We start from the raw sequence: 22438 nt of genomic DNA, 5'->3' as shown, positions 1-22438 counted from the left end.
GCCGTGCCCATCATTGAATCCATCGACGTATGCGCCGCCGCGGTGCCGTTGGACAAAGTCACGTCGTTTTCGAACCGCACCGTCTCCACGCGGCACTATGGCCTGGTCAAGGTGCGTTCCACCGACGGCGTGGAAGGCATCGGCTTTTGCTACGTGGGCAGCGCCGGCGGCGCCATCTTCGAGGCGGCGGTGCAAAGCCTGCTGGGGCCCGTGCTGCTGGGCAAGGACTCGCATGCCGTGGAAGGCCTGTGGCAAGCCATGTACCAGGAGGCGCTGCTGCAAGGCCGGCAGGGCACCGTGATGCGTGCGTTGAGCGCGCTGGACATCGCGCTGTGGGACTTGAACTCCAAGACGGCCGGCCTGCCGCTGCACAAGTTCCTGGGCGCGGTGGAACTGGAGACCGTGCCCGCCTACGCCAGCGGCGGCTACTACCTGGACGGCAAGACGCCGGAGCATCTGGGCGAGGAAATGGCCAGCTATGTGGACAAGGGTTTCCGTGCCGTCAAGATGAAGACCGGCCGCCTGTCGCCGCGCGAAGAAGAGGCGCGCCTGAAGGCCGCGCGCGAGGCCGTGGGCCCGGACGTGGAACTGATGATGGACTGCAACAACGCCTGGCAGGACGTGACCCAGGCCATGCAGTACATCCGCCGCTTCGAGCAGTACGAGCCCTATTTCATTGAAGAGCCCTTCAGCCCGGACGATATCGACAGCCATGCCAAGCTGGCGCGCCTGACGCATCTGCCGATCGCCACCGCTGAAATCGGTTATGGCCGCTGGTATCACAAGGAGCTCTTGGACAAGGGGGCCGCCGGCATCCTGCAGACCGACGCGGCGGTGTGCGGCGGCATCACCGAGTGGAAGCGCATTGCGGCAACCGCGGCCAGCTATGGCGTGGTCGTTTGCCCGCACTGGTTCCACGACGTGCATGCGCCGCTGGTCGCGGCCACGCCGAACGCCCGCTACGTCGAATTCTTCTGGGACGATCAGGTGCTGAACTTCCGCAAGCTGGTGGATCGCCAACTGACCCATAAGCAAGGGCGCGTGGTGTTGCACCAGGAGCCCGGCTTGGGCTTCGGGTTCGACGAAAGCATGGTCGAGCGGTTCGGGAAGTGGACCCGCGTCGGCCGCTGAGCTTGCATCACCAGCAGCCAGCGCTTCCCTGAAAACAGTCGCCGGCCTACGGGACCGGCGCGAGGAGACAAGAATGCAACGCAGGCAATTCATGACCGGCGCCGCGGCGCTGGGTGTGGGGCTGGTCCTGCCCGCCGCGGCCCGGGCGCAACAGCCGGACTTGCCGTCCGGCCCCGTGAAAATCGTGGTTGGCTTTCCGGCTGGCGGGGGCACCGACGTGCTGGCCCGCTTGCTGGGGCAGAAGCTGGGCGTGATGTGGAACATCCCCGTCATCGTGGAAAACCGCGCGGGCGCGGCCGGCATCATCGCCGCCGAGCAGGTAGCTCGCCAACCCAACGACGGCAACACGCTCCTGATGGCGCATGTGAACAGCCACGGCATCGCGCCGGGCCTGCAGCCCAAGCTGGCCTACTCGGTGGACCGCGACTTTTCGCCCATCGCGCTGGTGGGCAAGACGCCCACCATCCTGATCGGCGGCGCGTCGCAGCCGGCAAAGACCTTGCCCGACCTGGTCAAGCTGTGCCGCGCGCAGCCCGGCAAGATCGTGTTCGGTTCGGCTGGCGCAGGTTCCGCGCAGCACCTGGCGTTGGAGATATTCAAGGCGCGCGCGGGCATCGACGTGCTGCACGTGCCGTACAAGGGTTCCGCGCCGCTCATGAACGACCTGATGGGCGGCCATGTGCAGTATTGCTTCGAAGGCATGACGACCGCGACGCCGCTCTTGCAATCGGGCAAGGTGATCGCGTTGGCGCAGACCTTGCAGCAGCGGTCCAAGAGCCAGCCGGACGTGCCGACGGTGGCCGAGCAGGGCTACCCGGGGTTCGAGGCCAGCATCTGGTTCGGCATGGTGGGGCCGGGCAAGATGCCCGGCGCCATGGTTCAACGCATGAACCGCGACATCGACCGCGTGCTGGCCATGGCGGACGTGCAGGAGAAGCTGGCGCAGGTGGGGGCCGAAGACGGCGGCGGCAGCGTCCAGCGTTTTGCCGACTTCATGACGCAGGAGCAACAGAAATACGCCAAGACGATCCAGGACGCGAAGATCGTCGTCGAAAGCTGACGCGGCAACAGGCCCGCGACGCGGCGGCTTAGCGCGCGTCCGGGTCCACCCAGCCCGCCATCGCCGAGATGGAACGCGCCTTTTCCCGCAAGAGGCGCGCGGTGTCCGATTCCAGTTCATCGTCGATCGCGCCCACCGGCCCCATCAGGGTGATGGCCGCGGTCATCTCGCCCAGCATGTCGAAGATGGGCGCCGACAACGACGTGAAGTGCGGCAGCAGCGCGTGGCGGCAACGGCTGATGTGGTGCTTGCGCACCTCGTCGCGGATCGCCTGCACGTCTTTCACCGTGTAGGAATTGCCCGGCGTGCCGCCATGGCTCTCCGGCACTGACGACGCCAGTTCCTGCGCCAGCAGGTCGCGCGTCAGGGCGTCCGGCAGATGGGCCAGGAAATTGCGGCCCAGCGCGGACGACAGCAGCGGCATCACGCTGCCCACGCGCAGTTCCAGCAACGGACGGCTGCGACTGCCTTCCACGCGATAGACGATCGTGGGCCCCTTGTTGCCCCACACGCCCAGGAACACGGTGTGCCCGGTGACGGCGGCCACTTCGGCCATGATGGGCCGCGCCGTGGTGAACACGTCAAACTGCTCCAGGGCCGCCAGGCCCAGCCGCAAGGCATAAGGCCCCAGGCCGTAGTGGCCGGTGTCCGCATGCTGCTGCACCACGCCCACCTTCTGGAAACTGACCAGGTAGTAGTGCACGTTGGGCACGGTGAGCTCACAGGCGTCGGCGATTTCCTTCAAGGGCATCGGACGGCCGGTCTTGCGGATCACGTCCAGGATCCGGAACCCCACTTCGATCGATTGGATGCCCCTGCGCGCAGCGGTCGGCGCCTGTTCCGCGTTCTTTTCAACCTTGCCGGCGGGCCTTGCCATCACTGCCTCCACTGTGTCTTTGGCGGCAGTGTAGCAGCGGCCCCGCCGCGTTCCGCCCGGTGGCGGGGACAGGTTTTCCGGGTTTCCCCCAGCTAGGTGCTGCGCCGGTTCAAGTTTGATAATAGTTAATGCGTACAGCAGTATCAATTAAAAACGATCGGGGAATGCAAGCATGGAAGCCAATGTCGCAATGCCGCGGATAGACGCCGCGCCGACGCTCAGCCGGAAAGAGGAACGCCAGGTGGTGGTGGCCTCGACCTTGGGCACGTTGTTCGAGTGGTACGACTTTTTCATCTACGGGACGCTGGCCGTCTTCATGAGCCAGGTGCTGTTCCCGCAGGACAACCCCACCGTGGCGCTGCTAGCCGCACTGGGCGCGCTGGCGGTGGGCTTCATCATCCGCCCGCTGGGCGCGGTGATGTTCGGCTATCTGGGCGACAAGTGGGGCCGCAAGTACACCTTCCTGATCACCGTGGTGATGATGGGCGGGGCGACCGTGCTGATCGGCTGCCTGCCCACGTATGAATCGGCGGGCCACCTGTCGTGGATCCTGCTGCTGACGCTGCGTGTCGTGCAGGGCCTGGCGGTGGGCGGCGAATACGGCGGCGCCGTCATCTACGTGGCCGAGCACTGCGAACCGAGGCGCCGCGGCCTGTTGACGGGCTGGATTCAGATCACCTCGTCGGCCGGCCTGATCCTGTCGCTGGTCGTCATCCTGTGCACCCAGGCCGCCATGAGCGCCGAAGACTTCCGCCAGTGGGGCTGGCGCCTGCCGTTCATCCTGTCGATCGTGATGCTGGCCATTTCGATCTATGTGCGCGCCAAGCTGCATGAATCGCCCGTCTTCACGCGGATGAAGCAGCAGAAGCGCCTGTCCAAGAACCCGATCAAGGAGACGTTCGGCCAATGGTCCAGCCTGCGGCTGGTGCTGCTGGCGCTGATCGGCGTGACCGCCGGCCAGGGCGCGACCTATTTCACGGGGCAGTTCTACGTGATGATCTTCTTGCAGCAGGCGGTGCAGATCGACCAGACCAGCGTCTACACGCTGATCCTGATCGGCTTCATCATCGGCGCGCCGACCTTCGTGCTGTTTGGCTGGCTGTCCGACCGCATCGGCCGCAAGTGGATCATGATGGCGGGCCTGTTCATCGCCGCCATCGGCTACCACTCCATGTTCGACGTGCTGCTGAAAGCCGGCAATCCGGCGCTGGCGCAAGCGATGCAAAGCACGCCGGTGCGGGTGCATGCCGACACCCGCGGCGGCGCGTGCGACTTCGGCCTGCAGGCCGCGATGATCGGCAGCCACGCCGACCACAAGAAGGTGTGCGTGCAGGCCAAGAAATTCCTGGTCGGCAAGGGCATCAACTTTGAATACGCGGCCCCGCTGCCGGGGCAGGATATCGCCATGAGCGTGGGCGGCGTTACCGTCAACGGCTTCGACCGCGCCGGCTACGCCCGTGCGCTGACGGCCGCCGGCTACCCGGACCGCGCCGACCCCGCACGCGTCGACCGCGCGACCATCATCCTGATCCTGGTGCTGATGACGGCGGTGGTCGCCATGGTCTACGGGCCCGTCGCGTCCTATCTGGTCGAACTGTTCCCTGCCCGCATCCGCTACACCGCGCTATCCTTCCCGTACCACATCGGCGCCGGCATCTTCGGCGGGATCGTGCCGTTCACCGCGACGTATCTGGCGCAGGCAAGCGGCAATATCTTCGGCGGGTTGATGTATCCGGTGGTCGTGATGGTGGTGGTGGGCATCATCGGCAGCCTGTTCCTGCCGAACACCCGCGCCCAGGCCATCGACGAAGACCCCATCCACTAGAAAAGCGAGGAGAGACATGTCCGTGCAATCGAGTTTCAAGGCTGCCGTCATCCAGGCGGCGTCCATCCCGACCGACAGCCTGGCGTGCGCCAACAAGGCGGCCTCCCTGATCCGCCAGGCGGCGGAGCAGGGGGCGCGCGTGCTGGTGTTCCCCGAAGCCTTCCTGGGCGGCTATCCGAAGGGCAATTCCTTCGGCGCGCCCATCGGCATGCGCAAGCCCGAAGGCCGCGATGCCTTCGCCAGCTATCACCAGCAAGCCATCCGCCTGGACGGCGAGGAAGTCGCGATAGTCGCCCAGGCCGCTGCCGACACCGACAGTTTCGTCGTGATGGGCTGCATCGAGGCCGACGGCGGCACGCTGTACTGCACCGTGCTGTATTTCAATGGCCAGGAAGGCCTTGCCGGCAAGCACCGAAAACTGATGCCCACCGCGGGCGAGCGGCTGATCTGGGGCTTCGGCGACGGCTCGACGATGCCCGTCTTCGATACGCCTTACGGCAAGATCGGCGCCGTCATCTGCTGGGAAAACTACATGCCGATGCTGCGCATGTACATGTACAGCCAGGGCGTGGCGCTGTATTGCGCCCCCACGGCCGACGACCGCGACAGCTGGATCCCCAGCATGCGCCACATTGCGCTGGAAGGCCGCTGCTACGTGCTGACCGCCTGCCAGCACCTGCGCCGCGATGCCTACCCCGAAGACTTCGAATGCGCGCTGGGCGATAGCCCGGACACCGTGCTGATGCGCGGCGGCAGCGCCATCATCGACCCCTTGGGCGAAGTGCTGGCCGGCCCGGACTTCTCTGCGGAAACGATCCTGTACGCCGACATCAACCCGAATCAGATCCTGCGCGGCAAGTACGACTTCGACGTGTCCGGCCACTACGCGCGGCCGGACGTGTTCCAGCTGCACGTCGATACCCGCGAAAAGCGGGCGGTATCGGCCATCAGCGCGACTGGCCCGCAGGAGCCCTGAGCCATGCATTTCGATTTCAGCGCCCTGCCTTCGCAGACGGTCTACAAGCTGTTGACCTCGACCGTCACGCCGCGTCCGATCGCGTGGGTCACCACGGTATCGGACGAGGGCTGCGTCAATGCGGCGCCGTTCAGCTTCTTCAACGTGATGGGCCACCAGCCGCCTACGGTGGCCATCGGCCTGATGCGCCGGGCCAATGGAGAGCTCAAGGACACCAGCGCCAACATCATCGAGAACGGCGAGTTCGTGGTGAATCTGGTGGCCGAGTCGATGATGCAGCAGATGAACCAGACCTGCGCGGACTACCCGCCCGGCGTGGACGAACTGGCCAAGGCCGGCTTGACGGCGCTGCCGGCCGCGCATGTGCGGCCGCCGCTGATCCAGGGCAGTCCCGTATCGTTGGAATGCGTCAGCCAGGCGACCATCGTGACCGGGCCGCACCAGGTGGTGGTCATCGGCCGCGTGCTGGGTGCGCATGTGGATGACGCCTTCGTGCAGGATGCCGAGCGCGGCTACGTGAAGACCGCCGAGATGGGCCTGGTTGCCCGCATGCACGGCAGCGGGTGGTATGCCCGCAGCACGGACCTGTTCCAGTTGGCGAGGCCAACGGTCGCTGACTGACGATCCAGGCGGCCGTGATGGCCGCCTTTTTTTTGTCCGCATCGGCCTCGCACCGGTCAGGCAAACGCGGGAGCTTCTGTCAAAAAGTTCTCCATTTCCCCCGATGCCCGCCAAATTCCCGCTGCTAGCATTTGCCGGACCGTCGCGAGAATCCTCGATTCCGACTTCTCCGGCGGCATTTTTTCGACACAACGAACACCAATATTTTGGGGGCGGATCATCCAGGGGCTTGCGGGCGTCTGGCTTGCAGGGGCGGCGGCAGGCAGCCGGCGCCCGGCAACTGCCGAAACCCGCATCCGAGCGCCTGGCTGGATGCTGGAGGCAGTATGAAGAATATGAAGCTTGGAACCCGCCTTGCGGGGGGCTTTTCCGTTTTGCTGGCGATGATCATCCTCATGTGCGTCGTGGGGCTGGTCAGCTTGGCCAACATCAATGAATCGGTCGAAACCGTCACGCAACGTTCGCTGATCAAAGAGCGCCTGATCAACGATTGGGCCCGCAACATCCAGACCGGCGTCACCCGGACCACCGCCATCGCCAAGAGCGCCGACGCCAGCCTGGCGGGCTTCTTCACCGAAGAGGCCGCCACGTCCACCCGCAATTCTTCGGCGCTGCAGCAGCAGATCGAGCCGCTGATCGAAACCAGCGACGAAAAGCTGTTGTGGGAGGGCATCCGCAAATCCCGCGGGGACTATCTGCGTACGCGCGACGCCATCTTCAAGGCCAAGCAGGACGGCGATGTGGAGGCCGCCAACAAGGTCTTCACCCAGGAATTCCTGCCGGCCACGCGCCAGTTCATCGATCAGATCACCAAACTGTCGACCCTGCAGCGCGCCGAGATCGACGCGAGCGCGGCGGATATCCAAAGCGCTTACCGCAGCGCCAACTTCTGGATGATCGCGATCGGTTCCATCGCGGTCATCAGCGGCTTGCTGCTGGCCATCCTGCTGACCCGTGGCATCACCCGGCCCTTGTCCGCCGCCGTGCGCGTGGCGCGCACCGTCGCGGCCAATGACCTGACCAGCGTGATCGCCGTGACGTCGCGCGACGAGATCGGCCAGTTGATGCAGGCGCTGGAATCCATGAACGCCAACTTGGCCGGCACCATCGCAAGCATCCGGACCGGCGTGGACAGCATGGCGTCGGCCTCGGGGGAAATCGCGGCCGGCAATACCGACCTGTCTTCTCGCACCGAGCAGCAGGCCGCATCGCTGGAAGAGACGGCAGCGTCCATGGAGCAGCTGTCTTCCACCGTGAAACAGAACGCCGACAGCGCTCGCCAGGCGAACCAGTTGGCTGCGGCTGCGTCCGACACGGCATCTCGCGGTGGGGCCACCGTGTCCGAAGTGGTCAGTACGATGAACGCGATCTCGGCGAGCTCGGTCAAGATCGCCGACATCGTTTCGGTCATCGACGGCATCGCCTTCCAGACCAACATCCTGGCGCTCAACGCGGCGGTGGAAGCGGCGCGGGCGGGCGAACAGGGCAAGGGCTTCGCCGTGGTTGCCGCCGAGGTCCGCACCCTGGCGCAGCGCAGCGCCCAGGCTGCCCGCGAAATCAAGACGCTGATTGAAGATACCGTGCAGAAGATCAGCCAGGGTTCGGTCAGCGCCGGGCGCGCGGGCTCGACGATGCAGGAAATCGTCAGCTCGGTGCAGCGCGTAACCGACATCATGGGTGAAATCGCCGCAGCGTCAGCCGAACAGGCCGACGGCATCGAACAGGTCAACCGGGCCGTGTCCCAGATGGACGAGGTCACGCAGCAGAACGCCGCGCTGGTGGAAGAGGCCGCGGCAGCAGCAGGCTCGATGCAGGATCAGGCGGCTGAGCTGACGCGGGCGGTCAGCGCGTTCAAGCTGCCGCGGGCGGGGCATGCGGGCGCAAGCGAGCCGCAGGCGGTGCGGCTCGTGGCGCCTGTCCGGCAGATTGCGGCGTATTGATGCGGGTAAAGGCTCGGGCGGGGTTTCCCGCCTGATCTTTCACCAGAGACATAAAGAAAAAACACAAAGAAAAAAGCCCCTGATTTCTCAGGGGCTTCGTTCTTGAATACTGGCGGAGAGGGTGGGATTCGAACCCACGGTACGGGGATACCGTACGCCTGATTTCGAGTCAGGTACATTCGACCACTCTGCCACCTCTCCGTTGCTGGGTTCCGTAACGGTGAAATTCCTGCCTTCGCTCTTACCGTCTAACCAGACGACTAAAGCAGTAGGGCGGGTTTCTCACTCCAAGATCCCTGGTCGGAAGGATCTTCGTTGTCGGAGCAGCGAAGCCCGCAATTCTACAGGATTTTTTTTGTTTGTGTAAAGAGGGCGGGAAAAAATCTTTACAGGGGCTTACCCCGGGCTTCCGGCGGCAGCGATCTTTCCCCAGAATTCCCCCATGCGGGCGTCTTGATCCTTGTCCCGCGCCTACCCGGCCGCATCCCCACCCCATGGATCTGATCCTCATCCTTCTGCTTGCCGCGGTCCTGTGCGTGCCCATCACCCAGCGGCTGGGCCTGGGCGCCATCCCCGGCTACCTGATCGCCGGCGTGCTGATCGGGCCGTCATGCCTAAAGCTCGTGACCAATGTGGACACCATGATCAGCGTGTCCCAGTGGGGCGTGGTGATGATGCTGTTCATCATCGGGCTGGAGTTGTCGCCCAAGCGGCTGTGGGCCATGCGCAGCGAGGTCTTTGTGCTGGGGTCGCTGCAGATGCTGGCCTGCGGCCTGCTGCTGGGGCTGGTGTTCGGGGCGGCGCTGCGGCATCTGGCGGGCATGGAGTGGCAGGCGGCGGTGTTGTGCGGGCTGTCGCTGGCGTTGTCGTCGACGGCGGTGGCGCTGCGGTTGCTGGACGAACGCGTACTCACGCGTACGCCGCTGGGCAGGTCGGCGCTGGGCGTCCTGCTGTTCCAGGACATGGCGGCGATTCCGATGCTGGTCGCGGCCGGGCTGCTGGGCTCGGACGGCACGTCGGCGCCGTCTTTCAAGGAAGCGCTGGTCGCCGTGACCGTCGTGGCGGTGGCCCATCGGCTGCGGCTGATGGGCTGGGCCGCGAAATCGCAGTTGAACGAATTGTTCACGGCGGCGGCGCTGCTGATGGTGGTGGGCGCGGCGCAGTTGTTCGACTACGCGGGATTGTCGGCAGGCCTGGGCGGCTTCCTCGTCGGGGTGCTGATGGCGGAATCGCGCTACCGGCACGATCTGGAAAAGGCGATCGACCCGTTCAAGGGCCTGCTGCTGGGCCTGTTCTTCCTGGCCATCGGCATGTCCATCAATCTGACGGTGGTGGCGGTCCACTGGAAACTCATCCTGGCGGGCGTGACGGCCTTGCTGGCGGTCAAGGCGCTGGTCCTGTACGGCTTTGCGCGCTTTCTGGGATTGCCGCGCTATCACCGGCTGCTGTTCGCCATGGTGCTGGCGCAGGGCGGGGAATTCAGTTTCGCCATCTTCAACGAAGCCTGGGACAACCATCTGATGAACCTGGAGCAGCGCGACGTGCTGTCGGTGGTGGTGGCGGTATCGATGGGCGTGGTGCCGGTGTTGATCAAGCTGCTTGAACGCGTGCCGGAGAACCACGGCGGCATGGCTGATCTGCCGACTGCGGCGTCCGCCGCCGCCCATCCGGACGACGCGCCGCCGGCTGGCGGGCCCCCAGACAAGCCGCCGTCCGCTTGACCCCGCGGGCCGTGGGGGCATGGCATCATCGCCGTCACTCGGGGCAGCTACACTTGAACCCCGCTTTTGCATCCCGCACACCGCCAGATCACAGGAGAATGCTCATGCTTAAAGGAAAAGTCGCCCTTGTCACCGGTTCCACCAGCGGCATCGGTCTGGGTATCGCCACCGCCTTCGCCCAGCAGGGCGCCGATATCGTCCTGAACGGTTTCGGCGACGCCGCCGAGATCGAAAAGGTGCGCGCCGGCCTGGCCGACAAGCATGGCGTGAAGGTGATCTACGACGGCGCCGACCTGTCCAAGGGCGATGCCGTGCGCGGGCTGGTCGAGAGCACGGTGCGCCAGTTGGGCCGTATCGACATCCTGGTCAACAACGCGGGCATCCAGCACACCGCGCTGATCGAAGATTTTCCGGCTGAAAAGTGGGACGCCATCCTTGCGCTGAACCTGTCGGCCGTCTTCCATGGCACCGCTGCCGCCTTGCCGCACATGAAGAAGCAGGGTTTCGGCCGCATCATCAACATCGCGTCGGCGCACGGCCTGGTGGCTTCGGCCAACAAGTCGGCCTATGTGGCCGCCAAGCACGGCGTGGTGGGCTTCACCAAGGTGACGGCGCTGGAAACCGCCGGCCAGGGCATCACGGCCAACTCCATCTGCCCGGGCTGGGTCCGTACCCCGCTTGTGGAAAAGCAGATCACCGCGCTGGCTGAGAAGAATGGCGTCGACCAGGAAACCGCCGCGCGCGAATTGCTCAGCGAAAAGCAACCTTCGCTGCAATTCGTGACGCCGGAACAACTGGGCGGCACCGCCGTGTTCCTGGCGTCGGACGCCGCGGCCCAAATCACTGGAACGTCCGTCTCCGTCGATGGCGGCTGGACGGCGCGTTAATAGAGGAACCCCCGAATGCTGTTTCTGCTTTCCCCCGCCAAGAAGCTGGACTACGACTCGCCGCTGCACATCGAGACGCATACCCAGCCGCTGTTCGTGGACCAGGCCGCCGGCCTGATCAAGGTCCTGAAGACCAAGTCCGCGGATGATATTTCCGAACTGATGAGCCTGAGCCCGGCGCTGTCCGAGCTGAACGCGCAGCGCTACGCCCATTGGAAGCGCACCTTCACGCAGGCCAACTCGCGCCAGGCCGTGCTGGCCTTCAACGGCGACGTGTACGAAGGGCTGGACGCCTCGACCCTGTCGGCCAAGCAGCTGGACTGGGCACAAGAGCATGTGGCCATCTTGAGCGGCCTGTATGGCGTGCTGCGCCCGCTGGACCTGATGCAGCCGTACCGCCTGGAAATGGGCACGCGGCTGGAGACGCCCAAGGGCAAGAACCTGTACGAGTATTGGGGGTCGGCCATCGCCGGCTACCTGAACGAGCGCCAGGAAGGCAAGAAATCGCCGGTGATCGTCAACCTGGCGTCCGAAGAGTATTTCAAATCGGTCGACCTGAAGACGCTGAAAGCCCGCGTGGTGCAGTGCGTGTTCCAGGATTGGAAGAACGGCGCCTGGAAGATCATCAGCTTCCACGCCAAGCGCGCGCGCGGCCTGATGGCCCGCTACGCCATCTTGCACAAGGTCACCAAACCCGAAGGCCTGCAAGGCTTCGACCTGGAAGGGTACGCGTTTGACGCGTCGGCCTCGTCGGAAGACAAGCTGGTGTTCCGCCGCAAGCTGGACTGACCCGGCCTGTCGGCCTTGCCCACATGAAAACCGGCCTGGAAACAGGCCGGTTTTTTTTTCAGGCGCGCGCGCCGGGTTTCAGGACGCCACCGCCGCGACCGGCGGCGCGTGCGTCGGGTCAGCCAAGGCCTGCAGTTCCTGCCGGATCATGTGGGAGGCCTTCAGCATCTGCTTGACCGGATAGGCCAGCGCGGCCTGCTCGCCCTCGGTGTCGAACTGCGTGGGCAGGTTCGCGGCGATCTCCGGGCGGCGTTCATCCAGCAGGTCCACCATGCCGTTCATGGCCAATTGCACCGCTTCGGGCGTCTTCGGCAAGGCCGCCAGGATGGGGATCGCCGCGGTGATCTGCGAGGCCAGCACGTGGTTCTGGATCAACAGGTTGTTCAGCTCGGGCACGCTGACCTGGTGCGATTTCGGCTCGCTCATCATGCGGTAGAAGGCCTCGGCGAAATTGCTGAACGCGATGTGCACGTTCTTGCGCGCCAGGCGCCAGGCCAGGTCGGCGTCGATCACCGCCGGCGTTTCGGCGGCGGCGTCGCCCACCGGGGCCCCATGCGCCTGCATCGCGTCGGCGTAGCGCAGGCCGGCGATCAGGTATTCGCGGTTGGCGCGCGTGGCGGCAGCAGCCAGGGGCTTCAGGTAGCGGGCCTCCCACCACGGCAGGATGTAGCTGCACACCAGCGCGAGCGCGCAGCCCAGCAGCGTGTCGAGCGCGCGTTCGCCGATCACGGACATGGACACGGTGCCCGGCGACACGAAGTGGAACACCAGCACCACGAAGAGCGTATTGAAAATGGCGCTTGCCATGTAGTTCAGCTGGACCAGGCTGTTGCCCATGACGCAGGCGCCCAGCAGCACGGCGAACAGGATCTCTGGGCGGTCGGTGACGTTGAACAGCAGCAGCGCGCAGATGCAGCCGATCAGCGTGCCGCCCAGCCGCCAGCCGTTGCGCTGCCGCGTCAGCGCAAAACCCGGCTTCATGATGATGACGATGGTCAGCATGATCCAGTAGTTGTGCGCCGAAAACGCCGGCGACAGCCAGCGGCTGGCCAGCGTCATGGCGATGGCCGCGGCCGCCGTCACGCGCAGCGCATAGCGGAAATGCGGCGAATCCAGCCGCAGGTTGCTGGTCAAGAGGCCGAAGCGGAATTCCTGGCGCGAGATGAATCGGGTCAGCGACTTGTTGATGCGCAGCACGTCGGTGGGCTTGGCATCCGGCGAGGCCGCGGTGTGGTCGGCCAGCCGGTCGACGATGCGGGCGGAATTGCGCAGCCGGCGCAGCACCTGGATGATCAGGGCGAGCATCTCGGGTTCGCGCTCGCCCAGGCCCTGTTGCTTCAACTGTTCGATCTCGTATTCGATGGCGCGCAATTCAGCCTTGGCGCTGCTGCGGTACTGGACCTGGCGTCCGCGCGACACGTCCAGCGCGATGCGGTTGAGCTCCAGCGACATCTTCACCAGCGCGTCGCGCATGAACATCAGGCAGTCGTTGCCGGCCAGCGTGCGGCGCAGCGCCGCGTAGTCCGTGTGCGTGGCCACCAGCGTGTCCAGCAGTTGCAGCATGTCGACGAACATGTTCCAGATCATCACGCGCTGGCGGTCGCCCAGGCCTTTGCCGCGGGGGAGGGCGCGCAGCACCATGTCGCGGGCGGCCTGGTGCTTTTCCGTCATGACGGACTGGCGCTGGATCAGCGTGCGGTAGGCCTCGTCCAGGTCGGCGGTCGCATCGTAGAAGGCGGCGCGGGCCGCGACGTAGTCGCCGGTGGCGAACAGCGCGACCGACATCGCCTGCTGTTCCTCGCGCAGCCAGAACAGGCGCGAAAAGCCCAGGCTGAACACCACGTAGAACAGGGCGCCGCCCAGGGTGGCGGCGGCATGCGCCAGGACCTCGTGCGGCTCCAGCGGCGAATGCATGGTCAGCGTCATCAGCAGCAGTCCGGCAAAGCCGATCAGCCCGCCGCGCTTGCCGAACACGGTGAACATCGAATAGACGAAGCACTGGGCGATGACGACCAGCCAGATCAGCACCGGGTGCGTGGACGCCAGCCCGGTGATGATGACGGTCAACGTGCCCAGCGCGGCCCCGCCCAGCATCTCGTTGGTGCGATGGCGTTGCGGGCCCCCCGGCTGGTCGATGATGGCCAGGCACTGCGCGCCGAAGGTCGCGACCAGCCCTGTCGTGTAGTTGCCGAAGATGCCGCCCAGCACCAGCACGGGCAACAGCATGCCGACCCCCTGGCGCACCCCTCCGAAGAAGTAGTGGCTGTAGAGGAAGCGGCGGATGCTGGCAATGCGCAAATCCATGGATCAGGGCTTCGTTTCTCGAGATGCGGCAAGTATATAGATGCGCCCCTTTCTTAGGGTCTTTCCCCGCCGGGCCGCCCCAAGGGGAAAGGGCCCCCTCGGGGGGCAGAGAGCACACGCAGTGTGCGAAGCGTGGGGACATTTATTCGGGGTCAGATCGTTACCGGAGTTTGCCTGCATCGCCGTTACGTGGCCGGTGCATCGCCTTTGCAACGGTTGTCAAACCTTGATTTGCTACCTTTGACGCAACGCGGTAAATTCCATCTCTTGCGTCGGTCTGCCTATCCGAAACCGGCGCGTTGAGGCGGATGGTCAGGGTCACCTCCCAGCTATCCTGCCGCAGTGATACCTGCTGTTGGCCGCGCCACAAGCGTGTGTTGCCAAAGCTTCCATTTCGACCTCCAGCGTCCCCAAGGGGCGTTTGCACTGCGTTCTGTCGAGCGTGTGCCGGGTCGGCAGGGTGTCCGGGTGGCGTGGCTCCGTGAGCCGCTAAGCGCCGGATCATGTTGTCGTAGCCGGTATGGGTTCCGTTGCCGCCGTATCCGGGCGAGCAGCAGTCAGGGTTGCAGGGCCGGTACTGAAAGGAAATACAACATGGAAATGAATGGCGCCGATATCGTCGTGCGCTGCCTGGCCGATGAGGGCGTGGAACACGTTTTCGGCTATCCCGGCGGCGCAGTGCTGTACATCTACGACGCGATCTTCAAGCAAGACAAATTTCAGCATATCCTGGTTCGTCACGAGCAAGCCGCCGTGCACGCCGCCGATGCCTATTCGCGCTCGTCGCAAAAGGTCGGCGTCTGCCTCGTGACCAGCGGCCCGGGCGTGACCAATGCCGTCACCGGCATCGCCACCGCCTATATGGATTCCATCCCCATGGTCATCATCAGCGGGCAAGTGCCCACTGCGGCCATCGGCGAGGACGCCTTCCAGGAATGCGACACCGTCGGCATCACGCGTCCCTGCGTCAAGCACAACTTCCTGGTGCGCGACGTCAAGGACCTGGCCGAAACCATGCGCCGCGCGTTCTACATCGCGCGCACGGGCCGTCCCGGCCCGGTGCTGGTGGATATCCCCAAGGACATCACCGTCGCGCAGTGCAAGTACACGCCGCCCAAGGGCGAGATCTCGATGCGTTCCTACGCGCCCGTCAACAAGGGCCACCAGGGGCAGATCAAGAAAGCCGTGCAGATGCTGCTGGCCGCCGAGCGGCCGATGATCTACACGGGCGGCGGGGTCATCCTGTCGAACGCCGCGCCCGAGCTCAACAAGCTCGTGTCGCAGCTGGGCGCGCCCTGCACCAGCACCCTGATGGGTCTGGGCGGCTACCCGGCCAGCAGCGGCCAGTTCGTGGGCATGCCCGGCATGCACGGCACGTACGAAGCCAATATGGCGATGCAGCACTGCGACGTGCTGCTGGCCATCGGGGCCCGTTTCGACGACCGCGTGATCGGCAATCCCAAGCACTTCGCGCAGAACGCCCGCAAGATCATCCATATCGATATCGATCCGTCGTCGATCTCCAAGCGCGTGCGCGTGGACGTCCCGATCGTCGGTAACGTCAAGGACGTGCTGGCCGACCTGTCCGCCCAATACGAAGTGGCGGCCGCCGAGCACAAGCCCGCCTCCATCACCAAGTGGTGGGAGCAGGTCGAGACCTGGCGCGGCAAGGAATGCCTGAAGTTCGCCAACTCGGATGAAGTCATCAAGCCGCAGTACGTGGTGGAAAAGCTCTGGGAAGTGACCGGCGGCGACGCTTTCGTCACCTCCGACGTGGGCCAGCACCAGATGTGGGCGGCCCAGTACTACAAGTTCGACAAGCCGCGCCGCTGGATCAACTCCGGCGGCCTGGGCACCATGGGTGTGGGGCTGCCGTACGCGATGGGCGTGCAGATGGCCAACCCTGGGCACGACGTCGCCGTCATCACCGGCGAAGCGTCGATCCAGATGAACATCCAGGAACTGTCGACCTGCCACCAGTACCGCCTGACGCCGAAGATCGTCTGCCTGAACAACCGCTTCCTGGGCATGGTCCGGCAGTGGCAGCAGATTGATTACGGCTCGCGCTATTCCGAGTCCTACATGGATTCGCTGCCCGACTTCGTCAAGGTGGCCGAGGCCTATGGCCACGTGGGTCTGCGCATCGAGCGTCCGGCGGATGTCGAGCCCGCGCTGCGCGAAGCGTTCGGCAAGCACAAGGAACGCCTGGTCTTCCTGGACTTCATCACCGACCGCACCGAAAACGTGTGGCCGATGGTCAAGGCCGGTCGCGGGCTGACCGAAATGCTGCTTGGCTCTGAAGACCTGTAAGGAGGCCACCATGAAGCACGTGATTTCCGTCCTCCTCGAGAACGAACCCGGCGCGCTGTCGCGCGTGGTGGGGCTGTTTTCCGCGCGGGGCTACAACATCGAGACCCTGACCGTGGCGCCCACCGAGGACGCTACGCTGTCGCGCATGACCATCGTGACGACCGGTTCCGATGAAGTCATCGAACAGATCACCAAGCACCTGAACCGCCTGGTGGATGTCGTTAAAGTGGTGGACCTGACCGAAGGCGCCCACATCGAGCGCGAGCTGATGCTCGTGAAGGTGCGCGCCGTGGGCAAGGAGCGCGAAGAGATGAAGCGCATGGCGGACATCTTCCGCGGCCGCATCATCGACGTCACCGACAAGTCCTACACCATCGAATTGACCGGGGTGCAGGAAAAAGTACAGGCCTTCCTGGAGGCCCTGGACCGCAGTGCCATCCTTGAAACCGTACGCACCGGCGTGTCCGGCATCGGACGCGGTGAACGGATTTTGAAGATTTGACCGGCCTTCCAGGCCACGCCGCACCCTACATCTGAACCAATCGAATATCCAAATACTGGAATCTGGAGCACAACCATGAAAGTTTTCTACGACAAAGACTGCGATCTGTCCCTCATCAAAGGCAAGACCGTTGCCATCATCGGCTATGGTTCGCAAGGCCACGCGCACGCGCAGAACCTGCATGAGTCGGGCGTGAAGGTCATCGTCGGCCTGCGCAAGGGCGGCGCTTCGTGGAACAAGGCCGCCAACGCCGGCCTGGAAGTCAAGGAAGTGGCTGATGCCGTCAAGTCCGCGGACATCGTCATGATGTTGCTGCCCGACGAGAACATCGCCTCGGTCTACAACAACGAAGTGCACGCCAACATCAAGGCTGGCGCCGCCCTGGCTTTCGCCCACGGCTTCAACGTCCACTACGGCCAGGTCGTGCCGCGTGAAGACATCGACGTCATCATGATCGCCCCGAAGGCCCCGGGCCACACGGTGCGCAACACGTACAAGCAAGGTGGCGGCGTGCCCCACCTGGTGGCCGTGTACCAGGACAAGTCGGGCGCCGCGCGTGACGTGGCCCTGTCGTACGCCAGCGCCAACGGCGGCGGCCGTGCCGGCATCATCGAAACCAACTTCCGCGAAGAAACCGAAACCGACCTGTTCGGCGAACAAGCCGTCCTGTGCGGCGGTACCGTCGAACTGATCAAGGCCGGTTTCGACACGCTGGTGGAAGCCGGCTATGCGCCCGAAATGGCGTACTTCGAATGCCTGCACGAACTGAAGCTGATCGTCGACCTGATCTATGAAGGCGGCATCGCCAACATGAACTACTCGATTTCGAACAACGCCGAGTTCGGCGAGTACGAAACGGGCCCGAAGATCGTCACCGACGAAACCCGCAAGGCCATGCGCCAGTGCCTGACGGACATCCAGACCGGCGAATACGCCAAGAAGTTCATCCTGGAAAACACCGCCGGCGCGCCGACCCTGACCTCGCGCCGCCGCATCAACGCGGAATCGCAGATCGAGCAAGTGGGCGGCAAACTGCGCGCCATGATGCCCTGGATCGCCGCCAACAAGCTGGTGGACAAGTCCAAGAACTGATCGACGCCCGTGCGCGGGGGTCAACCCTCGCGCAACAGCATTCAAAGCGGCATGCCTGCGAGGGCATGCCGCTTTTTCTTGGCTTATTGCTCAGGCACGCGGCTTGCTCTGTCCCGCAAGCGGGGCCAGATGGGTTAACCTTTCACAGTCCGTTGTAAGTTATTGAGACCATGCCCAATTTTTCCATGCGCGATTCCGAGAACCGCCACCGAAGCATCTACCTGCTGCCCAACGCATTCACCACCGCGGCGTTGTTCGCGGGGTTCTATGCCGTGGTGCAGGCCATGAACGATCGCTTCGAAGTCGCCGCCATCGCCATTTTCGTGGCCATGGTGCTGGACGGCATGGATGGCCGGGTCGCCCGGCTGACCAACACGCAGTCCGCCTTCGGCGAACAATACGATTCGCTGTCGGACATGACGTCCTTCGGCGTGGCGCCCGCGCTGGTCATGTACGAGTGGATCCTGAACGACCTGGGCCGCTGGGGCTGGCTGGCCGCCTTCGTCTACGTGGCCGGTGCGGCCTTGCGCCTGGCGCGGTTCAACACCAATATCGCCGTCGTCGACAAACGCTATTTCCAGGGCTTGCCCAGTCCGGCCGCGGCTGCGCTGGTGGCGGGCTTCGTCTGGCTGGCCGTGGACAACAAGCTGCCCATCCATGACAGCCTGATGGCCTGGGTGGCTTTCACGCTGACCATGTACGCCGGCATCACCATGGTGTCGAACGCGCCGTTCTTCAGCGGCAAGAGCTTCGCCCTGGGCCGCAGCGTGCCGTTCTGGGGCATCCTGCTGGTGGTGGCCGTATTCGTTTTCGTGTCCAGCGATCCCCCAGTCGTGCTGTTTGGCCTTTTCGTGCTGTACGGCCTGTCGGGCTGGGTCATGTGGGGCTGGCGCTGGAACAAGGCCCGCCGCCTGACGCAAGAGCGCCGCGGCCATTCTTCCTGATCCGTTCGCGCCATGCAAAACAAAACCCGCCGGTTTGGCGGGTTTTGTTTTTTGCGGGGGCAAGTCAGCGCCACATGAACTTGTCGTCGTCGTACATGGGGTCGGGGCCGGGATGGAAGTGCGTCAGCTTGCTGCCGTCGCGGCTCATGTACACGTACATCAGCGAATTCCAGACGCCGTTCTCTTTATAGCGGTACGACCACACGACTTCGCGCTTTTCACCCAGGCCGGCTTCCTCGATGCGGGCGGGCGGGCCGAATTCGCAGCGCACGCGCTCGGGTCCCCAGTCGCCGGTTTCCAGCACCTTGAAGTGGGCGTCGGTCAGCAAAGGCACTACCTGGCCCACGCGGCCGTCGGTGCCGACGTTGGTGCCCCAGGCATATTGGCCCATCGGTTGTTGCGTCCAGATGACGCGGCGCCCGCCGCCAGCCTGCGGGCATTCGAAGTTGGGCTGGCCGAACTGGGTCAGGACCTCGCCGTAGGGCGTGCCGGGAGGCACCTGGGCCAGGTTGGCGCAGGCGGCAAGCCCCGTCAGCGCCAGCGAGGCAAGGGCGGTGCGGGCGGTGTTGTAATATTTAGACATGTTTTTGCTCCTCTGGGGCGCCAGTCGGGCGCCTGCCGGCCTCTGCCGATCGGCCGAAACCGTCTCTGGGGTAATTCTAGCGAATCGGCTATAATCATCGAGCTTTATCAAGTGTATTGATTTTGCAAGATGCTTTGCGCCGGCAGTCCGGCTGGAGAAGGAACCGCCTTCAGAGGGCCCCTTCACAGCTATTGAAGCAGCAGTGAGAAAGCAAAAACGCTTATCGCCGGGATCGCAAATTTTTTCCAAACCACGTCAGGGCACCTCGGCCCTGTCGCATGTCCGAAGAGGTCATCAATGTCTGTAGCTGACATCAAGAAATCCGATATCGTTGCGCAATTCCAACGCGCTCAAGGCGATACCGGCTCCCCCGAAGTTCAGGTGGCTCTGCTCACCGCCCGTATCAACGAACTGACTGGTCACTTCAAAGAACACATGAAGGACCATCACTCGCGCCGCGGTCTGCTGCGTATGGTCAGCCGTCGCCGCAAGCTGCTCGACTATCTCAAGGGCCGCAATCCCGATTCGTACCGCGCTCTGATCGAAAAACTCGGTCTGCGTAAGTGATCGACGGGGCTGGCTCCCCATGACGCAATAACCGTGGTCGGTGCGACGTATTGTCGCGACGGCCACGGTTTTTCATTTGTAAGGAATAATCGTCATGTTCAACAAAGTGACAAAATCGTTCCAATACGGCCAGCATACGGTCGTACTGGAAACTGGCGAAATCGCTCGCCAGGCCTCCGGCGCCGTTGTGGTGTCGATCGAGGACACCGTCGTCCTGGCCACCGTTGTGGCTTCCAAGAAGGCCAAGCCGGGTCAAACGTTTTTCCCGCTGACCGTCGACTACATCGAGAAGACCTATGCTGCCGGCCGTATTCCGGGTGGGTTCTTCAAGCGTGAAGGCAAGCCGTCCGAAAAGGAAACGCTGACCTCGCGCCTGATCGACCGTCCGCTGCGTCCGCTGTTCCCCGAAGACTTCTACAACGAAGTCCAAGTGGTCATCCATACGCTGTCGGTCAATCCCGAGATCGATCCCGACATCGCCGCCATGATCGGCGCCTCGGCCGCTCTGGCCATTTCGGGCATCCCGTTCAACGGCCCGATCGGCGCCGCGCGCGTGGGTTACATCGACGGCCAATACGCGCTGAACCCCACTGCTTCGCAACTGAAGTCGTCCAAGCTGGACCTGGTGGTTGCCGGTACGGAAAACGCCGTGCTGATGGTGGAATCGGAAGCGCAACAGCTGTCCGAAGAAATCATGCTGGGCGGCGTGGTCTACGGCCACGAGCAAATGCAGGCTGTCATCAACGCCATTCACGAACTGGTGAAGGACGCTGGTAAGCCCGACTGGGACTGGCAAGCGCCGGCCAAGGACGAAGCCCTGATCGCCGCCGTGACCTCGGCTGCCCAGGACGGCCTGAACGCCGCCTACCAGATCCGCGAAAAGCAAGCCCGTACCGCCAAGCTGCGTGAAGTGTCGGCTGACGTGTCGGCCAAGCTGGCTGCCGCCGCCGCTGAAAAGGGCGAATCGCTGCCTGACGCCGTGACCGTCGACAACATCATGTTCTCGCTGGAATCGGCCATCGTCCGCGGCCAGATCCTGAACGGCGAACCGCGTATCGACGGCCGCGACACCCGCACCGTGCGCCCCATCAGCGTGCGTCTGGGCGTGCTGCCCCGCGCACACGGCAGCGCGCTGTTCACCCGTGGTGAAACGCAAGCGCTGGTCGTGGCCACGCTGGGCACCAAGCAAGACGAACAGATCATCGACGCGCTCATGGGCGAGTACCGCGACCGCTTCATGATGCACTACAACATGCCTCCGTTCGCCACCGGCGAAACGGGCCGCATCGGTGTGCCCAAGCGCCGCGAAATCGGCCACGGCCGTCTGGCCAAGCGCTCGCTGATCCCGCTGCTGCCGGCGCCGGAAGACTTCCAATACACGATCCGCATCGTGTCGGAAATCACCGAGTCCAACGGCTCGTCGTCGATGGCTTCGGTCTGCGGCGGCTCGCTGGCCATGATGGACGCCGGCGTGCCGGTCAAGGATCACGTGGCCGGCGTGGCCATGGGCCTGATCCTGGACGGCGGCAAGTTCGCTGTTCTGACCGACATTCTGGGTGACGAAGATCACCTGGGCGACATGGACTTCAAGGTCGCGGGCACCGAAAACGGCGTCACTGCACTGCAGATGGACATCAAGATCCAGGGCATCACCAAGGAAATCATGCAAGTGGCGCTGGCGCAAGCCCGCGAAGGCCGCCTGCACATCCTGACCAAGATGAAGGAAGCGCTGGACGGTTCGCGCGGCGAGCTCTCGGCTTTCGCTCCGCGCATGCTGACCATCAAGATCAACCCCGAGAAGATCCGCGACGTGATCGGCAAGGGCGGCGCGACCATCCGCGCGCTGACCGAAGAAACCGGCACGCAGATCGACATCTCCGACGACGGCACGATCGTGATCGCCAGCGTCGACGAAGCGCAGGCCAAAGAAGCCCAGCGCCGCATCGTCGAACTGACCGCCGACGTCGAAGTGGGCCAGATCTACGAAGGCTCGGTCCTGCGTCTGCTGGACTTCGGCGCCATCGTGCAAGTGCTGCCGGGCCGTGACGGTCTGCTGCACATCTCGGAAATCGCCAACTACCGCATCGCGAACATCAACGATGTGCTGAAGGTCGGCCAGCAAGTCCGCGTCAAGGTCATCGAGGCCGACGACAAGGGCCGCCTGCGCCTGTCCATCAAGGCGATCGGCGGCATCGAAGCGCAGCAACCCGCTGCCGCTACCGAAGCTGCCCCCCAATCGGAACCGCAAGCTGAATAAGCTGGCAGGCTGATTGAACGAAGAACGGCGCCGCGAGGCGCCGTTTTTTTAT

Annotated in this window: 18 protein-coding genes and 1 tRNA gene; 15 read left to right on the top strand and 4 right to left on the bottom strand. The window is 64.2% G+C overall.

Going from position 1 to position 22438, the window contains the following annotated elements; genetic code table 11:
• Positions 1–3: 3 nt before the first annotated feature.
• Complete coding sequence (locus tag ACO6D5_RS18675) at positions 4–1131, top strand: mandelate racemase/muconate lactonizing enzyme family protein (RefSeq protein ID WP_485826179.1); 1128 nt, start codon at positions 4–6, stop codon at positions 1129–1131.
• Positions 1132–1204: 73 nt separating this feature from the next.
• Positions 1205–2191, top strand: coding sequence for a tripartite tricarboxylate transporter substrate-binding protein (locus ACO6D5_RS18670; protein WP_315526554.1), 987 nt, complete (start codon positions 1205–1207; stop codon positions 2189–2191).
• Between the two features lie 28 nt (positions 2192–2219).
• Here ACO6D5_RS18670 and ACO6D5_RS18665 read toward each other — a convergent pair whose 3' ends face one another.
• Positions 2220–3068, bottom strand: coding sequence for an IclR family transcriptional regulator (locus ACO6D5_RS18665; protein ID WP_315526556.1), 849 nt, complete (start codon positions 3066–3068; stop codon positions 2220–2222).
• Positions 3069–3240: 172 nt separating this feature from the next.
• Between ACO6D5_RS18665 and ACO6D5_RS18660 the strand changes: the two genes are divergently transcribed.
• The 4 genes from ACO6D5_RS18660 (at position 3241) to ACO6D5_RS18645 (ending at position 8430) form a co-directional block, all read left to right on the top strand.
• Positions 3241–4893, top strand: a complete 1653-nt coding sequence (locus ACO6D5_RS18660; RefSeq protein WP_485826178.1) for an MFS transporter — start codon at positions 3241–3243, stop codon at positions 4891–4893.
• Positions 4894–4909: 16 nt separating this feature from the next.
• A complete protein-coding gene (locus ACO6D5_RS18655; protein ID WP_485826177.1) occupies positions 4910–5869 on the top strand; it encodes a carbon-nitrogen hydrolase family protein in 960 nt (319 codons plus the stop codon).
• 3 nt (positions 5870–5872) lie between these two features.
• Positions 5873–6490 (top strand): flavin reductase family protein, encoded by a 618-nt coding sequence (locus ACO6D5_RS18650; protein ID WP_315526564.1) that lies wholly within the window; start codon positions 5873–5875, stop codon positions 6488–6490.
• A gap of 326 nt (positions 6491–6816) precedes the next feature.
• Entirely contained in the window at positions 6817–8430 is a 1614-nt protein-coding gene (locus tag ACO6D5_RS18645) for a methyl-accepting chemotaxis protein (protein ID WP_485826176.1), read from the top strand.
• Positions 8431–8540: 110 nt separating this feature from the next.
• On the opposite strand, the gene ACO6D5_RS18640 is transcribed toward ACO6D5_RS18645, so the two are convergent.
• A tRNA-Ser gene (locus ACO6D5_RS18640) sits at positions 8541–8631 on the bottom strand.
• 293 nt (positions 8632–8924) lie between these two features.
• On the opposite strand from ACO6D5_RS18640, the gene ACO6D5_RS18635 reads away from it, so the two are divergent.
• The 3 genes from ACO6D5_RS18635 to yaaA all read left to right on the top strand — a co-directional run bounded on the left by ACO6D5_RS18635 (position 8925) and on the right by yaaA (position 11827).
• Positions 8925–10151, top strand: coding sequence for a cation:proton antiporter domain-containing protein (locus tag ACO6D5_RS18635; RefSeq protein WP_485826175.1), 1227 nt, complete (start codon positions 8925–8927; stop codon positions 10149–10151).
• Positions 10152–10255: 104 nt separating this feature from the next.
• A complete protein-coding gene (locus ACO6D5_RS18630) occupies positions 10256–11038 on the top strand; it encodes a 3-hydroxybutyrate dehydrogenase (protein ID WP_088587808.1) in 783 nt (260 codons plus the stop codon).
• A gap of 15 nt (positions 11039–11053) precedes the next feature.
• A complete protein-coding gene (gene yaaA / locus ACO6D5_RS18625; RefSeq protein ID WP_485826174.1) occupies positions 11054–11827 on the top strand; it encodes a peroxide stress protein YaaA in 774 nt (257 codons plus the stop codon).
• A 78-nt stretch (positions 11828–11905) separates the two neighbouring features.
• On the opposite strand, the gene ACO6D5_RS18620 is transcribed toward yaaA, so the two are convergent.
• Positions 11906–14131 (bottom strand): FUSC family protein, encoded by a 2226-nt coding sequence (locus tag ACO6D5_RS18620; RefSeq protein ID WP_315526576.1) that lies wholly within the window; start codon positions 14129–14131, stop codon positions 11906–11908.
• A 540-nt stretch (positions 14132–14671) separates the two neighbouring features.
• Here ACO6D5_RS18620 and ACO6D5_RS18615 point away from each other — a divergent pair.
• The 4 genes from ACO6D5_RS18615 to pssA all read left to right on the top strand — a co-directional run bounded on the left by ACO6D5_RS18615 (position 14672) and on the right by pssA (position 18979).
• The gene (locus ACO6D5_RS18615; protein ID WP_255221298.1) at positions 14672–16441 is read left to right on the top strand and encodes an acetolactate synthase 3 catalytic subunit; all 1770 of its coding nucleotides are present in this window, start codon (positions 14672–14674) and stop codon (positions 16439–16441) included.
• Between the two features lie 10 nt (positions 16442–16451).
• Positions 16452–16943 carry an acetolactate synthase small subunit gene (ilvN, locus tag ACO6D5_RS18610; protein WP_006217868.1) on the top strand — a complete coding sequence of 164 codons (492 nt, stop codon included), beginning with the start codon at positions 16452–16454 and terminating at the stop codon, positions 16941–16943.
• Between the two features lie 75 nt (positions 16944–17018).
• Positions 17019–18035 (top strand): ketol-acid reductoisomerase, encoded by a 1017-nt coding sequence (gene ilvC, locus ACO6D5_RS18605; RefSeq protein ID WP_315526577.1) that lies wholly within the window; start codon positions 17019–17021, stop codon positions 18033–18035.
• Positions 18036–18205: 170 nt separating this feature from the next.
• Positions 18206–18979, top strand: coding sequence for a CDP-diacylglycerol--serine O-phosphatidyltransferase (gene pssA / locus ACO6D5_RS18600; RefSeq protein WP_100852796.1), 774 nt, complete (start codon positions 18206–18208; stop codon positions 18977–18979).
• Between the two features lie 64 nt (positions 18980–19043).
• Here the strand turns inward: pssA and ACO6D5_RS18595 are convergent, their stop codons facing one another.
• On the bottom strand, positions 19044–19562 hold the full coding sequence (locus ACO6D5_RS18595) for a hypothetical protein (RefSeq protein ID WP_485826173.1): 519 nt from the start codon (positions 19560–19562) through the stop codon (positions 19044–19046).
• 297 nt (positions 19563–19859) lie between these two features.
• Here ACO6D5_RS18595 and rpsO point away from each other — a divergent pair, with 297 nt between their 5' ends.
• Together rpsO and pnp are read left to right on the top strand one after the other, a co-directional pair.
• On the top strand, positions 19860–20129 hold the full coding sequence (rpsO, locus tag ACO6D5_RS18590; RefSeq protein WP_006223612.1) for a 30S ribosomal protein S15: 270 nt from the start codon (positions 19860–19862) through the stop codon (positions 20127–20129).
• 94 nt (positions 20130–20223) lie between these two features.
• A complete protein-coding gene (pnp, locus tag ACO6D5_RS18585) occupies positions 20224–22386 on the top strand; it encodes a polyribonucleotide nucleotidyltransferase (RefSeq protein ID WP_315526579.1) in 2163 nt (720 codons plus the stop codon).
• Positions 22387–22438: the final 52 nt, after the last annotated feature.

The organism is Achromobacter sp. (assembly GCF_057314935.1).
This window is presented reverse-complemented; position numbering and strand designations above follow the sequence as displayed.

Bases quoted from the DNA above. Each gene is read 5' to 3' on its own strand.
- ACO6D5_RS18670 (WP_315526554.1), top strand. From the start codon at position 1,205: ATGCAACGCAGGCAATTCATGACCGGCGCCGCGGCGCTGGGTGTGGGG.
- ACO6D5_RS18665 (WP_315526556.1), bottom strand. From the start codon at position 3,068: ATGGCAAGGCCCGCCGGCAAGGTTGAAAAGAACGCGGAACAGGCGCCG.
- ACO6D5_RS18660 (WP_485826178.1), top strand. From the start codon at position 3,241: ATGGAAGCCAATGTCGCAATGCCGCGGATAGACGCCGCGCCGACGCTC.
- ACO6D5_RS18655 (WP_485826177.1), top strand. From the start codon at position 4,910: ATGTCCGTGCAATCGAGTTTCAAGGCTGCCGTCATCCAGGCGGCGTCC.
- ACO6D5_RS18650 (WP_315526564.1), top strand. From the start codon at position 5,873: ATGCATTTCGATTTCAGCGCCCTGCCTTCGCAGACGGTCTACAAGCTG.
- ACO6D5_RS18645 (WP_485826176.1), top strand. From the start codon at position 6,817: ATGAAGAATATGAAGCTTGGAACCCGCCTTGCGGGGGGCTTTTCCGTT.
- ACO6D5_RS18635 (WP_485826175.1), top strand. From the start codon at position 8,925: ATGGATCTGATCCTCATCCTTCTGCTTGCCGCGGTCCTGTGCGTGCCC.
- ACO6D5_RS18630 (WP_088587808.1), top strand. From the start codon at position 10,256: ATGCTTAAAGGAAAAGTCGCCCTTGTCACCGGTTCCACCAGCGGCATC.
- yaaA (WP_485826174.1), top strand. From the start codon at position 11,054: ATGCTGTTTCTGCTTTCCCCCGCCAAGAAGCTGGACTACGACTCGCCG.
- ACO6D5_RS18620 (WP_315526576.1), bottom strand. From the start codon at position 14,131: ATGGATTTGCGCATTGCCAGCATCCGCCGCTTCCTCTACAGCCACTAC.
- ilvN (WP_006217868.1), top strand. From the start codon at position 16,452: ATGAAGCACGTGATTTCCGTCCTCCTCGAGAACGAACCCGGCGCGCTG.
- ilvC (WP_315526577.1), top strand. From the start codon at position 17,019: ATGAAAGTTTTCTACGACAAAGACTGCGATCTGTCCCTCATCAAAGGC.
- pssA (WP_100852796.1), top strand. From the start codon at position 18,206: ATGCCCAATTTTTCCATGCGCGATTCCGAGAACCGCCACCGAAGCATC.
- ACO6D5_RS18595 (WP_485826173.1), bottom strand. From the start codon at position 19,562: ATGTCTAAATATTACAACACCGCCCGCACCGCCCTTGCCTCGCTGGCG.
- rpsO (WP_006223612.1), top strand. From the start codon at position 19,860: ATGTCTGTAGCTGACATCAAGAAATCCGATATCGTTGCGCAATTCCAA.
- pnp (WP_315526579.1), top strand. From the start codon at position 20,224: ATGTTCAACAAAGTGACAAAATCGTTCCAATACGGCCAGCATACGGTC.